This is a genomic window from Sphingomonas sp. BK235, from assembly GCF_004345855.1.
In the GTDB taxonomy this organism is placed as follows: domain Bacteria; phylum Pseudomonadota; class Alphaproteobacteria; order Sphingomonadales; family Sphingomonadaceae; genus Sphingomonas.
Map to the genome: position 1 here is coordinate 272,857 of NZ_SLXN01000003.1, position 14,702 is coordinate 287,558.

At 69.8% G+C, this 14,702-nt stretch carries 17 protein-coding genes; 8 read left to right on the plus strand and 9 right to left on the minus strand.

The window, feature by feature from the left end; translation table 11 throughout:
* Positions 1 to 16: 16 nt before the first annotated feature.
* Together EV292_RS10180 and EV292_RS10185 are read right to left on the minus strand one after the other, a co-directional pair.
* Positions 17 to 973 carry a YihY/virulence factor BrkB family protein gene (locus EV292_RS10180; protein ID WP_132909093.1) on the minus strand — a complete coding sequence of 319 codons (957 nt, stop codon included), beginning with the start codon at positions 971 to 973 and terminating at the stop codon, positions 17 to 19.
* Positions 973 to 1,911 carry a DnaJ C-terminal domain-containing protein gene (locus EV292_RS10185; protein WP_132909094.1) on the minus strand — a complete coding sequence of 313 codons (939 nt, stop codon included), beginning with the start codon at positions 1,909 to 1,911 and terminating at the stop codon, positions 973 to 975. The genes EV292_RS10180 and EV292_RS10185 overlap by 1 nt, the downstream gene beginning before the upstream one ends.
* Positions 1,912 to 2,088: 177 nt before the next feature.
* Between EV292_RS10185 and EV292_RS10190 the strand changes: the two genes are divergently transcribed.
* The 5 genes from EV292_RS10190 to queE all read left to right on the plus strand — a co-directional run bounded on the left by EV292_RS10190 (position 2,089) and on the right by queE (position 7,125).
* Positions 2,089 to 3,282: an aspartate aminotransferase family protein gene (locus EV292_RS10190; RefSeq protein ID WP_132909095.1), complete on the plus strand. Its 1,194-nt coding sequence runs from the start codon at positions 2,089 to 2,091 to the stop codon at positions 3,280 to 3,282.
* 143 nt (positions 3,283 to 3,425) lie between these two features.
* Positions 3,426 to 4,343 (plus strand): ornithine carbamoyltransferase, encoded by a 918-nt coding sequence (argF, locus tag EV292_RS10195; protein ID WP_132909096.1) that lies wholly within the window; start codon positions 3,426 to 3,428, stop codon positions 4,341 to 4,343.
* Positions 4,344 to 4,540: 197 nt separating this feature from the next.
* A complete protein-coding gene (locus EV292_RS10200) occupies positions 4,541 to 5,452 on the plus strand; it encodes an Hsp33 family molecular chaperone HslO (RefSeq protein WP_132909097.1) in 912 nt (303 codons plus the stop codon).
* Between the two features lie 340 nt (positions 5,453 to 5,792).
* Positions 5,793 to 6,491, plus strand: a complete 699-nt coding sequence (gene queC / locus EV292_RS10205; RefSeq protein WP_132909098.1) for a 7-cyano-7-deazaguanine synthase QueC — start codon at positions 5,793 to 5,795, stop codon at positions 6,489 to 6,491.
* A gap of 1 nt (position 6,492) precedes the next feature.
* Complete coding sequence (gene queE / locus EV292_RS10210; protein WP_132909099.1) at positions 6,493 to 7,125, plus strand: 7-carboxy-7-deazaguanine synthase; 633 nt, start codon at positions 6,493 to 6,495, stop codon at positions 7,123 to 7,125.
* Between the two features lie 123 nt (positions 7,126 to 7,248).
* Here the strand turns inward: queE and EV292_RS10215 are convergent, their stop codons facing one another.
* From EV292_RS10215 to lipB, 4 genes are all read right to left on the minus strand, one after another.
* Complete coding sequence (locus tag EV292_RS10215; protein WP_132909100.1) at positions 7,249 to 7,962, minus strand: choice-of-anchor K domain-containing protein; 714 nt, start codon at positions 7,960 to 7,962, stop codon at positions 7,249 to 7,251.
* 510 nt (positions 7,963 to 8,472) lie between these two features.
* On the minus strand, positions 8,473 to 9,156 hold the full coding sequence (locus tag EV292_RS10220; protein WP_132909101.1) for a hypothetical protein: 684 nt from the start codon (positions 9,154 to 9,156) through the stop codon (positions 8,473 to 8,475).
* A gap of 227 nt (positions 9,157 to 9,383) precedes the next feature.
* Complete coding sequence (locus EV292_RS10225; protein WP_132909422.1) at positions 9,384 to 9,632, minus strand: hypothetical protein; 249 nt, start codon at positions 9,630 to 9,632, stop codon at positions 9,384 to 9,386.
* 90 nt (positions 9,633 to 9,722) lie between these two features.
* Complete coding sequence (lipB, locus tag EV292_RS10230) at positions 9,723 to 10,400, minus strand: lipoyl(octanoyl) transferase LipB (RefSeq protein WP_132909102.1); 678 nt, start codon at positions 10,398 to 10,400, stop codon at positions 9,723 to 9,725.
* Positions 10,401 to 10,481: 81 nt separating this feature from the next.
* Between lipB and EV292_RS10235 the strand changes: the two genes are divergently transcribed.
* On the plus strand, positions 10,482 to 11,303 hold the full coding sequence (locus tag EV292_RS10235) for a hypothetical protein (protein ID WP_132909103.1): 822 nt from the start codon (positions 10,482 to 10,484) through the stop codon (positions 11,301 to 11,303).
* A complete protein-coding gene (locus tag EV292_RS10240; RefSeq protein WP_132909104.1) occupies positions 11,300 to 12,046 on the plus strand; it encodes a hypothetical protein in 747 nt (248 codons plus the stop codon). Before EV292_RS10235 ends, EV292_RS10240 begins: the two co-directional genes overlap by 4 nt.
* On the opposite strand, the gene EV292_RS10245 is transcribed toward EV292_RS10240, so the two are convergent.
* From EV292_RS10245 to EV292_RS10255, 3 genes are read right to left on the minus strand one after another with little or no spacing between them, the layout of a single operon-like run.
* Complete coding sequence (locus EV292_RS10245) at positions 12,016 to 12,609, minus strand: GNAT family N-acetyltransferase (RefSeq protein ID WP_132909105.1); 594 nt, start codon at positions 12,607 to 12,609, stop codon at positions 12,016 to 12,018. The two genes, EV292_RS10240 and EV292_RS10245, sit on opposite strands and share 31 nt — an antisense overlap.
* A complete protein-coding gene (hemF, locus tag EV292_RS10250; RefSeq protein WP_207913396.1) occupies positions 12,600 to 13,439 on the minus strand; it encodes an oxygen-dependent coproporphyrinogen oxidase in 840 nt (279 codons plus the stop codon). Before hemF ends, EV292_RS10245 begins: the two co-directional genes overlap by 10 nt.
* 32 nt (positions 13,440 to 13,471) lie before the next feature.
* Positions 13,472 to 13,930, minus strand: coding sequence for a tRNA (cytidine(34)-2'-O)-methyltransferase (locus EV292_RS10255; RefSeq protein ID WP_132909106.1), 459 nt, complete (start codon positions 13,928 to 13,930; stop codon positions 13,472 to 13,474).
* 179 nt (positions 13,931 to 14,109) lie between these two features.
* Between EV292_RS10255 and petA the strand changes: the two genes are divergently transcribed.
* Positions 14,110 to 14,694: a ubiquinol-cytochrome c reductase iron-sulfur subunit gene (petA, locus tag EV292_RS10260; protein ID WP_132909107.1), complete on the plus strand. Its 585-nt coding sequence runs from the start codon at positions 14,110 to 14,112 to the stop codon at positions 14,692 to 14,694.
* Positions 14,695 to 14,702: the final 8 nt, after the last annotated feature.

Here is a 14,702-nt window from a genome sequence, read left to right on the forward strand (position 1 = left end):
CCCTTACCCTGTGTCATCATTCACCTTGTTCCGCCCCCTCTACAACCGCATCGGGCGGGTCCGCCAGTGCCGCGTTGAGGTGGGCGCCGAACACCAGCCCCAGTCCGATGAGATAGAAGAACAGCAGCATCACCACCACCCCGGCGAGGCTGCCATAAGTGAGATCATAGCCGCCCAGCTGGGACAGCGCCCAGGGCAGCCCCGCGGTCATGCTGACCCACCAGAGCGTCGTGAACAAGGCGCCCGGCCATTTCCTGCTGTCGCTGCGGCGATAGCGCCCCGGCGTGACCGAGTAGAACAGCATGTAGAGCGCGCCGAACATCACCGCGGCGGGGACCAGCCGCGCGAGGTTGAGCCACTCCGCGACATGCTGCGCCAGCGGCAGCAGACGATAGATGAACTGCTCGGCGGCGATCAGCAGCCCCTGCACCAGGAAGGAGAAGAGCGCGATCACCACCGAGCCGATGATCGCGATGCTGAGCCCCAGCCGCGCGCGCCACAGCGACTGTGACGAGCGCGTGCCATAGGCGCGGCGGAAGATGTCGCGGATCGTCTCGGCGAAGCTGCCGACCGTCCACAATCCCACCAGCGCGCCGAACCACAGCAGCGAGCCGGTGCGCGCCTGGAGCACGTTGCGGATCGGCTCGCGCAGGATCGCGCCGACGTCGCGCGGCAGCACCGACAGGAAGCTGGCGACGCCGCGCTGCACCTCGTCGGTCTGGCCGAACAGCGAGGCGATGGCGGTGGCGACGATGAAGAAGGGGAACACCGTCATCAGCGCCAGATAGGCGAGGTTGCCGGCGTGGATGAACCCATCGGTGTAGACGCCGATCGCGGCGCGCTTGAGCACCTCCCAGCTGTAGCTGCCGGGGCGGAGGTGCGCGAGCCGGCGGTCGAGACGCCGCCGCGCGGCACCGTGATGGCGCGCGCGATCCTCAGGCGTGAGCGAGGGAGGGGCGTCCTTCACCCACATCAGACTCCCATGTTCGCGCGCGGGTTCCCCCCGCCGGTCCAGCCCGCCACGAACGACTTCAGCGCGGCGTCGTCGGCGGGCACGTCGATCACCAGGCGAACGAGCTGGTCGCCCCGACCGCCGGCCTTGCGGTGGAAACCCTTGCCCTTGAGGCGCAACGTCTTGCCCGAGGTCGAGCCGGCGGGCACGGTGAGCATCACCGGCTTGTCGACGGTCGGCACCTTGACCGCGCCGCCCTCCACCGCCTCCTTGAGCGAGACGGGCAGGTCGAGCCGGACGTCGTCGCCCTCGCGCGTGAAGAAGCGGTGCGGCTGGATCTCGATCGTCACGATCGCGTCGCCGGGACCGCCGGCACCGGGATCGCCCTTGCCGGAGAGACGCATCTGCGTGCCGGTGTCGACCCCGGCGGGCAGCTTGAGATCGATCGTGCTGCCGTCGGCCAGGGTCACGCGCTGCGGCGCGAGCGCGGCGGCGTCGGCAAAGGGCACCTGGAGGCGATAGGCGACGTTGCCGCCCTTGGGCGGCGGACCGGCGTTGCGCCGGCCGAAACCGCTGGCGAAGCCGCCCCCGCCGCCGCCGCGCCCGCCGAACAGACCCTCGAAGATATCGGACATGTCGGGCGCGTCGCCGCCACCCATGTCGAACTGCTGCGAGCGGAAGCCGCCCGCGCCGCCCGGGCGCGCGCCGCCGGCGCCATAGCCGAAGGGCGAGGCGGGATTGCCGTCGCCGTCGATCTCGCCGCGATCGTAGCGCGCGCGCTTGTCCTTGTCGGTCAGCAGGTCATAGGCCGAGGTCACCTGGCCGAACCGCTCCGCCGCCTTGGGATTGCCCTGGTTGCGGTCGGGATGCAGCTCCTTGGCGAGCTTGCGATAGGCTTTCTTGATGTCCGCCTCGCTGGCGCCGCGCGCCACGCCCAGCGTCGCATATGGATCGGCCATGGATTCCCCAAATGGTGTGTTACTTCCCTATGTGGGATAGTCGCGGCACGAGCGCAATCGCCGCGTCGGCGCAAGCGCCCTCGCGCGCGGTGTTGACCCGCCGCGGCGGGCCACCGTAGAAGACCGGCCGGGGCGGTCCGGTCGGGCCGCCCTTGTTCTTTCCGAGGAGAAGGCCCCGTGTCGTCCACCCCAGCGCTGATGCCCGTCTATCCGCGGTGCGGCGTGCGCCCGGTGCGAGGCGAGGGCGTCTATCTCTTCGGCGAGGACGGTGAGCGCTATCTCGACTTCGCCAGCGGCATCGCGGTGAACGCGCTCGGCCACGGCCATCCCAAGCTGGTCAAGGCGATCGCGGATCAGGCCGCGACGCTGATGCACACCAGCAACCTCTATGGCAGCCCGCAGGGCGAGCATCTCGCGCAGCGGCTGGTCGACCACACTTTCGCCGATACGGTGTTCTTCACCAACTCGGGCGCCGAGGCGGTGGAGTGCGCGATCAAGACCGCGCGGCGCTATCACTACGCCAACGGCAACCCGCAGCGGCACGACCTGATCACCTTCGACACCGCCTTCCACGGCCGCACGCTCGGCGCGATCTCGGCGACCAACCAGGCCAAGATGCGCGACGGCTTCGAGCCGCTGCTGCCCGGTTTCAAGTATGCGACGTTCAACGATCTGGCGGGCGCGCTCGCTCTGATCGACGAGCATACCGCCGGCTTCCTGGTCGAGCCGATCCAAGGCGAGGGCGGCATCCGCCCGGCGTCGGAGGAGTTCCTGCGCGGACTGCGCGCGGCGTGCGACGAGCACGGGCTGCTGCTGGTGCTCGACGAGGTGCAGGCGGGCTATGGCCGCACCGGCAAGTTCTTCGCGCACGAGCTGTACGGCATCACGCCCGACATCATGGCGGTGGCCAAGGGCATCGGCGGCGGCTTCCCGCTAGGCGCCTGTCTCGCCACCGCCGAGGCAGCCAAGGGCATGGTGTTCGGCACGCACGGATCCACCTATGGCGGCAACCCGCTGGCGATGGCCGCGGGCGAGGCGGTGCTCGACGTGATCCTGGAGGAGGGTTTCCTCGACCGCGTGGCAAGGATGGGCGAGCGGCTGCGCGCCTCGCTGGAGCAGCTGATCCCCAACCACGATCACCTGTTCGATCACGTCCGCGGCCACGGGCTGATGCTGGGCATCAAGCTGAAGAGCGACAGCCGCCGCTTCGTCGCGCACTGCCGCGACCATCACGGGCTGCTGCTGGTGGCGGCGGGCGAGAACGTCGTCCGCGTGCTGCCGCCACTCGTGATCGATGAGAGCCACATCGCCGAGTGCGTCGAGAAGCTGAGCGAGGCCGCGCGGGTCTACGTTCCGGTGGCCGACGAGTGAGATCAATCCTCCCCGCGCGCGGGGAGGGGGACGATGCGAAGCATGGTGGAGGGGGATCTCCACACAAGGTAGCGCTCGTGGAGGCCCCCCCTCCACCACTCGCTACGCGAGCGGTCCCCCTCCCCGTGCCGGGGAGGAATAAGATGCGCCATTTCCTGAGCCTCAGCGACGCCGGCGGCGACGCGATCGCCGCCATGCTGGCCGACGCGCTCGAACGCAAACAGGCGCGCGCGGGCTGGCCCAAGGGTCGCGCCGACGCCGACGCGCCGCTCGCCGGCCGCGTGCTGGCGATGATCTTCGAGAAGAACTCGACGCGCACCCGCGTCAGCTTCGACATGGCGATCCGCCAGCTCGGCGGCCAGTCGATCGTGATGGAGGCGGGGCAGATGCAGCTCGGCCGCGGCGAGACGGTGGCGGACACCGCGCGCGTGCTGTCGGGCTATGTCGACGCGATCATGATCCGCACCGACGATCACGCCAAGCTGGAGGAGATGGCGGCGCACGCCAGCGTGCCCGTGATCAACGGCCTCACCGATGAGTCGCACCCGTGCCAGATCATGGCCGACCTGCTCACCATCGTGGAGAGCGGGCGCCAGCTGCCGGGGCTCAAGGTCGCGTGGCTGGGCGACGGCAACAACGTGCTCGCCTCGATCGTCGAGGCGGCGGCGCTGCTCCACTTCGACGTGGTCGCGGCGTGCCCGCAGGGGTTCCAGCCCGAGGAGGAGGCGATCGTCCGCGCCTCGGGCCGCGCGCGCGTCGTCGCCGACCCGCGCGAGGCGGTGGCGGACGCCGACGTGGTCGTCACCGACACCTGGATCTCGATGGGCCAGGCGCAGGCCGAGACCAAGCTGCGCGCGATGATGCCCTATCAGGTCGACACCGCGCTGATGGCGGCGGCCAAGCCGGGCGCCGCCTTCCTCCACTGCCTCCCCGCGCACCGCGGCGAGGAGGTCACCCCCGAGGTGATCGACGGGCCGCAGTCGCTGATCTGGCAGGAGGCGGAGAACCGCCTCCACGCGCAGAAATCGGTGCTGCGCTGGTGCTTCGGCCAGATCGGTTGATCGGCGTGGCGCGGCTTCCCAAATAGACAGCAGTCGACCGCCGCCTCTTCTCTCCGTCATGCCGGGCTCGACCCGGCATCCATGGTGCCACGCACGCTACCGCCGCAGCGTTTGCGGAACGATGGACCCCGGATCAAGTCCGGGGTGACGGAAAAGGGTGGTGAGCCGGTCCCACCGTCCGCCAGCACGAGGCAGCCTTGACCGATCCGCACACCCCCGACCTCGACCGCGCGCTCGGCTTCACCATCCCCGCGCAGCACGCGCGCGGCCGCGTGGTGAGGCTCGGGCCGACGCTCGACACGATCCTCGCCGCGCACGCTTATCCGCCCGCGATCGAGAAGCTGCTCGCCGAGGCGCTGACGCTCACCGCGCTGATCGGCAGCACGCTCAAGGACCCGCAGGGCCAGCTCACCATGCAGACGCAGACCGAGGCGGGAGTCGTCACCTTGCTGGTGTGCGACTATCGCGGCGGCGAGGTGCGCGGCTACATCCAATATGACGCCGAGCGGCTCGCCCAGGCGCCCGCAGAGCCGTCGCTGTTCGCGCTCTTCGGCAAGGGCTATCTCGCCATCACCTTCGATCTCGCCACCACCGGCGAGCGCTATCAGGGCATCGTCCCGCTCGATGGCGACACGCTGAGCGAGGCGGCGCAGAGCTATTTCTACCAGTCCGAGCAGATCCCGACGCTGGTGCGCGTCGGCCTGCGCAAGGGCGCCGACGGGCGCTGCGTCGCGGGCGGTCTGCTGCTCCAGCACCTTCCCGAAGGCGAGGAGGGGCGCGAGCGGCTCCACACCAAGCTCGACCATCCCGAGTGGGAGCATGTCGAGGCACTCGGCCAGACGATGGGCGTGGACGAGCTCGCCGATCCCGCCGTGCCGCTCGAGACCCTGGTGTGGCGGCTGTTCAACGAGGAGGCCGAGGTGCGCGTGCTCGCGGGACAGGCGCTGGTGAAGGGCTGCCGCTGCGACGTGGAGTATATCCGCTCGGTGCTGGCGCGTTTCCCGCTGGAGGAGCGGCTGGCGATGGCGGACGAGAGCGGCGTGATCGCGGTCGACTGCGCCTTCTGCTCGACCAGCTTCCCGGTGCGCGCGGATGAGCTGGTGGGGTGAGGGGCGGCGTCTGGGCCGCCAAACTTTAACCCGTTCGCTTCGAGTAGCCGTCGAGCTTGTCGAGACGGCGTATCGAGAAGGGGCCATGGGTGGCGCGCTCTCGATACGCGATCTCGACAAGCTCGATCGCTACTCGAGCCGAACGGGGGGGTAAAGCGCGGCTTAGTAAGAAGAGTATCGCCGTTATCCCGATCTTAACCCTCATCCTCCATAAGCGCCCCCGTGCTGTTCATGCGGCACGTTCTCTCCCTAGCTTGACCGCTCAAGCTCCTCACGGGCCGCCCTCGGGCGGCCCTTTTTCTTGCGCTCGCGCGCGCGAAGGCCTAGCTGGCGCCGCATCATGACCCAATTGACCCCCGCCGTCGCGCTCGTCTCGGGCGGGCTCGACTCGTTGGTGTCCGCCGCGCTCGCGCGCGAGGCGGGCCACCCGCTGTTCGCGCTCTCGATCGACTATAACCAGCGCCATCAGGTCGAGCTCGCCGCCGCGCGGCGCATCGCGCACGCGCTCGGCGCGGCGCGCCACGTCGTGCTGCCGATCGACCTCTCCGCCTTCGGCGGCTCGGCGCTGACCGATCGCGACATCGACGTGCCGAAGGACGGTGTCGACGGCTCCATCCCGGTCACCTACGTGCCCGCGCGCAACACGATCTTCCTCAGCCTGGCGCTCGGCTGGGCCGAGGCGGCGGGCGCGCGCGACATCTATCTCGGCGTCAACGCGCTCGATTACTCCGGCTATCCCGACTGCCGCCCCGAGTTCATCGCCGCCTATGAGCGGCTCGCCGAGCTCGCCACCAAAGCGGGCGTCGAGGGCCAGCCGTTCCGCTTCCAGGCGCCGCTCCAGCAGATGACCAAGGCCGATATCGTGCGCGAGGGCGCGCGGCTTGGGCTCGACATGGGGATGAGCTGGTCGTGCTACGATCCCGCGCCCGGCGGGCTGCACTGCGGGCGCTGCGACAGCTGCCGGCTGCGCCACAAGGGCTTCGTCGAGGCCGGCGTGCCCGACCCGACCGGCTATGCGGTGACCCCGCCGGTCGATTGAGATGAGCTACGCGGTCAAGGAGATGTTCCTGACGCTCCAGGGCGAGGGCGTGCAGGCGGGGCGGCGCGCGGTGTTCGTGCGCTTCGCCGGCTGCAACCTGTGGAGCGGGCGCGAGCAGGACCGCGCCACCGCGGTGTGCCGCTTCTGCGACACCAATTTCGTCGGCGTCGACGGCGCGGGTGGCGGGCGGTTCGCCGACGCCACGGCGCTGGTAGCGGCGGCGGAGGGCGTCTGGGGTCCGGCGCGCGAGCGGCGCTTCGTGGTGCTGACCGGGGGCGAGCCGATGCTCCAGGTCGACGACGCCCTCATCGACGCGCTCCACGCCGCCGGGTTCGAGATCGCGATCGAGAGCAACGGCACGCTGCCGGTCCATCCCGGTATCGACTGGGTGTGCATCAGCCCCAAGGCCGGGAGCGAGACGGTGCAGCGCTCAGGCGATGAGCTGAAGCTCGTCTGGCCGCAGCCCGGCACCGACCTCGACACGGTGGAGGGCTGGAACTTCCGCCACTTCCTGCTCCAGCCGCTCGACGATGCCGCGGGGGAGGCGAACGTCGCGGCGGCGATGGCGCTGGTGATGGAGCGTCCGCGCTGGCGCCTGTCGCTCCAGACGCACAAATTGCTGGGGCTGCGCTAGAGCCTGATCGATCGGTGCTCCTGCGGGCGCTGCTGGGTCGCCGCCGAAGTGCCACGCTGACGAGAGCGTGCGTGCGTGCGGGCCGCCGGTATCGCCGACGAGCCGCGCGCCATTAACTTTCGATCAGACCAGGGCCGCCGGCATGTCGCGCCGGCGCGAGCGCATCGCCACGCCGATCATCGCGAAGCCGATCAGCATCATCGCCCAGGTGCCGGGCTCGGGCACCGCACTGAGCACGCCGAAGACGTCGGCGGTCGCGCTCTGGCCCTCGCGGACGTGGAACTCGCTCGCGGAGGAGTTGAGGTAGCCGTCGCCGCGGACATTGTCGAAACCGCGCAGCTCGAACTGATAGGCCTGCCCGTCGACCACGAAATTGTTGATGCTCTGGAGCGAGGGCAGATAGACGTAATCCGCGTTGGCGTCCGCGCTGCCGGTGTTGGGCGTGCTGTACAGGCCGAGCGCGAAGCTCTTCGCCAGCAGCCCGATCGCGGGATTGGTGAAGTTGAGCCCGAGGTTGAGCGTCAGCCCGGTCAGCTCGGTGCCGTCGAGGATCGTGCCGTTATAGTAAGAGATCGAGCCGACCTTGAACTGCTGGCCGAGCAGCGCGGAGAAGGGCGTGTTCGACTGGAAGCTCAGCTCGTTCGCCTTGTAGCCGGCCAGCGGCGTGCCCCAGGTGACATGGTCGCTGCCGATGCCGGTGGAGACGCCCGTCCCCGGCTGCGGATCGCTGAACGTGGCGCCGATCGTGCCGGTCACCGGGTCGGTGGCGGCGAGCGCCGGCGCGGCGGTGACCGTCGCGGTCGCCGCGAGCGCGATAGCAAGTACAAGATTTCGCATAGAAATCCCTCCTGTTTGCCAAAGTGGTGCGACGATCCGGCAATGCTGATCGGAGCGTCCGCGGAGGATTATCTATAACGATGAGTTAACAGTAAGGTACGAGCGAGTCCGCAAACGAAACAAACGGGTAAAAACCAATGGCTTGACGGTATGATTCGCGTGCGCGTGTCGAGACTTATAGGCGTGCGGTGGAGATAGACGCCGCGCCGGCAATCTGATCCCTTTTGGATGGGAACGTAACCAGTAAAGCGGATCGGTTTAAAAAGCTGTGTTCGGACAAGATCTTGCGCGAGTGATCGCCGCGAGGGGCCGTGTCGGGGCCAGGCGCCGGTCAGGCGCGACTTTTTCTTGGTGATGGCCGAGATCGGCTTGTCGATGGCTGATGCCGATGTCGCCGTTCGGCGGGCCGAGGCGCAGGTCGACGCCTGCCGGCAAACGCGGCGGCGCCTGGCCCGGCCTGGGAGGATCGTTGCGGGCGTGCGAGGGCGCCGCGGTCGGCGCCCTTGCCGGTCAGCGCGCGGCGTAGACCACGGGAGTCAGCGGCGTGCCGCATTTCTTCTCGACGAACTCCTGCTTCTTCCAGCACGCTTCGTCGAAGCGCGGCAGCGTCGCCGGCAAGACCTGGAGCGAGGGGAATTGCTGTTCGCCGAACGGCTTGAGGCTGTTCCGCAGCTCGCGCATCCGCGCCATCGCGACCTCGCCGAAGCCGCCGCGCGGCGCGTAGAGCGCGTCGCGCCCGATGCTGGCCGCGGTGGCGCAGAAGTTGAACTGCGCCGCCACCGTCGCGAAGCCCGAATAGGTGCGCGTGCCGAACTGGTCGAGCGCGATCTGGCCTTCCTTCTTGGTCTTGGCGACACGGGTGAAATATTTGCCCAGCGTGTCGAACGACGTGGCCAGCTCGGCGCGGTGATCGGCGAGGATGGCGTTGTAGTTCTGCACCGTCAGCAGCGTCGGCTCGAACTGGCATTGCAGCGCGGCGACGTTGAGCGCGGCGCGCATGTTCCACACCACCCCGGCGCGCAGCTCGGCGGGCGTGGCGCCGGGCAGCGGATGCCCCATGCCATCCTCGTTGCCGATGATCGGTTGACCGCGCAAATCCTTCGACTTGAAGAAGAATTGCGCCGACGCCGGCGTCGTCGCCAGCACCCCAGCCGCCAGCGCCACCCACGCGCCGACGATCCCCACCTTCTGCATTCCCCAACACTCCTCGTCGCGGCTACGGCCGCGGCGCCCTTCTACGTCAAATTGGGTAAACGGCCCAAGTACATTCTGTCGCACGGATGATTCATTCTGGCGCTACGATGCAGCGATCCCACACTACTTGTTGACGCCACGAAACGACGTCGACGGGCACCACATAAAGCGAAGGCCGCCCGGTCGCCCGGACGGCCTGCACAAATACAATCGCCTGATGCGGCAGATTACATCGCGTTCGACATGTTCGACATCATCATGTCGTTGCCCATGGTGTCGTTCGCCATCATGCCGCCGTTCATCGCGCCGTCGACGGCGGTCATGTTGTCGGTCATGGTGTCCATGCCCTCGGTGGCGTTCATGTCGGTGATCATGGTGTTCTCGCTGGTCTCGGTCTTCGAACCGCATGCCGAGACGGCGAGAGCGGCTGCCGCGAGCGCCGAACCGCCGAGGATCTTGGTGATGACTGCACGCATGAAATTGCTCCCTAGACTATGGATTTGGCGACCATCCGGCCGTTTCTTGTCCCAAATCGGCTTGGACATTAATCGTAGATGACCGCCCCCTCAAGCCTCGTTTTCACCGACGCAAGTCAGGCTTTTCAGAAAGGGGTCGGCGGTCAACGCCAAGGCCGCGTCGAAGGTTGCATGATCATGCGGTGCGCCCAGCGCCGCCGCACTGGTCACGGGATAATCGGCGAGCCCGCACGGCACGATGCCGCCGAAGTGCGACAGATCGGGGGCGAGGTTGATCGAGAAGCCGTGCAGCGTCACCCAGCGGCGGACGCGGATGCCGATCGCGCCGATCTTGGCCTCGGCGCCGTCGCGGTCGCGCGTCCAGATCCCGATCCGGCCCGGCGCGCGGAAGGCGGTGACGCCGAGCTCGGCCAGCGCCGCGATCAACCAGCCCTCCAGCGCGTGGACGAAGCAGCGCACGTCGCGGCCGCGCCGGTTGAGATCGAGCATCAGATAGCCGACGCGCTGCCCCGGTCCGTGATAGGTGTAGCGCCCGCCACGTCCCGCGGGCACGACCGGGAAGCGCGGATCGACCAGCTCGCGCGGGTCGGCGCTGGTACCCGCGGTGTAGACGGGGGGGTGTTCGACCAGCCAGATCAGCTCGCGCGCGGTACCGGCGGCCACCGCCGCGGCGCGCGCCTCCATCGTCGCGAGCGCCTCCTCATAGGGGGTCAGTCCCGGCGAGACGTGCCATTCCACGTCCGCGATCGTCGGCGCGCGCTGCTGCATCGCGGTCACATGTGCGTCGGCGGCGCGGTTGGCAAGAAGCCGGCGGAACGCTAGGCCAGCGCGGCAGAAAGGGATGGCGCGATGATCAGCATGGGCACGGTGTGGGACCGCACGGTCGACGTGCTGCGGGGGCGCGCGGCGATCCTCGCGGGCATCGCGTTCGCGACGCTCTTTCTCCCCGGCCTGCTCGCCGGCGCGGTCGGGATGGTGCTGGGTGTCGGACCGGGCATGGCGCTGGTGCGCGGCCTGCTCAACGTCGTGACGATCGTGCTGTTGGTCTACGGCATGCTGGCGCTGACCGCGGTGGCGAGCGATCCCGCGGTCGATCAGGCCGCGGCCTATCGCATCGCGGCGCGGCGGCTCGGCGCGGCGCTGGGCCTGTTGCTGGTGCTGCTGGTGGCGCTGCCGCTGCTGGTGATGCCCGCGGCGGTGGCGCTGGCGGCGGCGGGGGCGACCGTGACCGCCACCGGGATGGTCGACGTCCAGCGCGCCGCGCCCGGGCCGCTCGCGGTCGCCGCGCTGGTGGCGCTCGCCGCCGCGGCGGTAGGGCTGTGGCTCAGCGCGCGGCTGGTGCCGCTGTTCGCGGTGGTGGTCAACGAGCGTCACGGCTGGCGCGCGCTGCGTCGCAGCTTCGCGCTCAGCCGCGGCCATGCGCTGCGGCTGATCGGCGTGCTGATCCTCGGCGGCGTGCTGCTGCTGGTGGCGACGATGGCGGTCTATTCGGTGGTGGGGGTCGCGCTGCGGCTCGCGCTGGGCAGCGAGGCGCGCGCCGCGGTGGCCTTCGGTGTCGCGGCGGCGGGCGGGCTGATCAGCGCCGCGGGTTCGGTGGTGCAGGCGGTGTTCTACACGCGCTTCTATGCCGCCGCGATCGCGCGCGAAGAGGAAGCGGCGCGGCCGGCATGACGATCACCTTCGCCGGGTTGCTGTCGGTCGCGTGGCGGCTGTTCCGGCGCGATCGCGCGCTGGTGGTGAGCCTCGCGGCGCCCTTCGTGTTCCTGCCCGCCTTCGCCGCGCTGCTGTTGTGCGACCCGCTGCCGCCGCTGCCGCCCGCGCCGCGCGACGAGATCATGATGCGCGCCTGGCTCGCCGCGGTGGGCCAATGGGGGCAGGCCAACGCCTTGTTCTACGTCGTCGCCGATCTGATCGCGGTGTACGGCATCGCGGCGATCGCGCTGCTGCTGCTCGATCCCGACCGGCTCACGGTCGGCCAGGCGCTCGGCCAGGCGTTGGCGCGATTGTGGTCGTTCGCGCTGGTGACGCTGGCGGTGGCGGTGCCGGTGGGGCTGGGCATGTGGCTGCTGGTGCTGCCCGGCCTATACGTCCAGGCGCGGTTGATCGCGGCGCTGCCCGCACTGGCGCGCCACCCCGCGCTGCGCGCCGCGCCCGCGCTGCGGCTGAGCTGGCGGATGACGCGCGGGCGCGACTGGGCGATCACCGGGGCGCTGGTGACCTTGTTCCTGGCGCAATGGGTCGCGGTGTCGCCGCTGCTGCTCGCGGACGAGGCGCTGCGCGCGCCGGGGCGCGGCGATCCCGTGTTGCTCGCGCTGGTCGATGCCTTGCTCGCGCTGGTGCCCGCGATCTACTCGGTGGCGACGGTGCTGGTCGGCGTGGTGGTCTATCGCGTCGGGGCGAGCAGGGGCAGCTGAGGCGCGGCGTCGGCGGGCAGCGCGCCGGTCACGCGCGGGTCGGTGAAGGTCTCGATCGTGCGGCGCGTCGGGGTGAAGCCCTGCGCGCGGTAGAAGCCGAGCGCCGAGGGATGGTCGAGCGTGCAGGTGTGGAGCCACACCCGCGTCACCCCCGCGGCCCAGGCGCGCGCGAGCGTCTCCGCCATCAGCCAGCGGCCGTGGCCCTGGCCGGTCAGCTCGGGCACCAGCGCGAAATAGCCGATCTCGCAGGTGCCGGCCGAGCGGAAGTCGAGCTCGACCATGCCGACCTCGACGCCGGCGCGGTCGACCGCGGCGAACACCTGCACCTGCGTGTCATGGACGATCGCGGTGAGCGCGGCATCGTCCATCACGAGCCGCGAGAACCACAGCCAGCGCGCGCCGACGCGGCGGAACAGCGCGCGATATTTCTCCGGCTCGGGCCGCGCCCAGCGCACCAGCCGCAGCGGCGAATCGGGCACGGGGCGCAGCGGCGGGCGGCGGCGCATCTCCAGCGAGGTGACCACGGTGGCGATCTGGTCGGCGGGGAGGTGGGTCAGCCCCATGTCGCCACCGGCGGCAGGCTCATCAGGATCGCGTCGACGTTGCCGCCGGTCTTCAGCCCGAACAGGGTGCCACGATCGTAGACGAGGTTGAACTCGGCGTAGCGCCCGCGCCATTCGCGCTGCTGCGCGACATCCGCGTCGGTGAAGGGCAGGTGCATCCGCCGCCGCACGATCCGCGGGTAGACGTCGAGGAAGGCGCGGCCGACATCCTGGGTGAAGGCGAAGTCGGCGGCGAAGTCGCGCTCGAGATGGTCGTAGAAGATGCCGCCGACGCCGCGGTGGACGCCGCGGTGGGGGATGAAGAAATAATCGTCCGCCCATTGCTTGAAGCGCGGATAGTGCGCCGCATCGTGGCGATCGCAGGCGTCGCGCAGCGCGGCGTGGAAGTCCTCAGTGTCCTCCGCGATCGGCAGCGGCGGGTTGAGATCGGCGCCGCCGCCGAACCAGCGCTTGGTGGTGGCGAGGAAGCGCGTGTTCATGTGCACCGCGGGGACGTGCGGGTTGGCCATGTGCGCGACCAGGCTGATGCCGGTGGCGAAGAAGCGCGGGTCCTCGCCCGCGCCGTGGATCGTGCGCGCGAAATCACCCTCGAACGTGCCGCCGACGGTGGAGACGTTGACCCCGACCTTCTCGAACACGCGCCCCTTCATCACGCCGCGCACGCCGCCGCCGCCGGGGGCGCCGCTCGGGTCGGCGCGGTCCCAGGCCAGATAGTCGAAGCGCGCGTCGGAGCCGGCCTCGCGCTCGATCGCCTCGAACTCGGCGCAGATCAGGTCGCGCAGCTCCTCGAACCAGGTCCGGGCGGCGGTCTGCTGTTCGTCCAATATCATGGAGATGCTCTCGCCCGGCGGAGCGCGTGCGGTCAATCGGTCAATCTGTCCCACCCGCCGGTCTGGCGCAGCGCCTCGCCGAGGATCAGCGCGCCCGCCATCGCCACGTTGAGCGAGCGCAGCCCGGCGCGCATCGGCACGCGCACGCGCAGGTCGGCGCGGTCGTGGACGGGCGCCGGCACCCCGGCGCCCTCGCTGCCGAGCAGCAGCACGTCGTCCGCCTCGAAGCGTGCCGCGGACAGCGGCACCGCCCCCGCGGTGGTGGCGAGCACGACGCGGCCCGCCACGGTGGCGAGGAAAGCGTCCCAGTCGGCATGACGCCGGACCTGCACGTGCGCGGCATAGTCCATCGCGGCGCGCGCCAGCGCGCGCTCGCCCCAGGGAAAGCCCATCGGCTCGATCAGGTCGACCGCGACGTCGAGGCAGGCGCCCAGCCGCAGCAGCGTGCCGACATTGCCGGCGATATCGGGTTGGAACAGGGCGATCCGCATGACGCTTGCTCTACCCGGCGCGCTGCGCCACCGCAAAATGGGATTGGCAAAGCGCGGGGGCCGCGGCTATCACCCCGCCAGACCGCCTCGGGGACAGGCAGGTCGCGCGGGGAGGCGGCATGTCGCGACGGCATCGGATCGACCCGGCGGGAGAATGAACGGGTAGAGGTTTGACGCGAATGGCGACGGTCGAGAACAACATTCCCCCGGGCGAGGATCCCGCGCCCTATCACGAGCCCGCCCACGACCCGCGCCGCCGCGATTTCATCAACATCGCCGCGGTGTCGTTCGCGGGGGTGGGGGCGGTCGCGATCGTGCTGCCGCTGGTCAACCAGATGAACCCCTCGGCCGACGTGCTGGCGCTGTCGACCACCGAGATCGACATCTCCAAGATCGCGCCCGGTCAGGCGATCAAATCGTCGTTCCGCAAGCAGCCTCTGTTCGTGCGCAACCTGACGCCCAAGGAGATCGGCGAGGCCAATGCGGTCGACGTCGGCTCGCTGCGCGACCCGCAGACGCTCGCCGAGCGCACCAAGGCCGGCAAGGAGAATTGGCTGATCACGCTGGGCGTCTGCACCCATCTCGGCTGCGTGCCGCTGGGCGCGGGCGAGGGCGAGAACAAGGGCCCGTTCGGCGGCTATTTCTGCCCGTGCCACGGCTCGGCCTATGACACCGCCGGTCGCATCCGCCAGGGGCCGGCGCCGCAGAACCTGCACGTGCCCGATTACACTTTCACGTCCGACACCGTCGTGACGGTCGGCTGAGGGAGAAC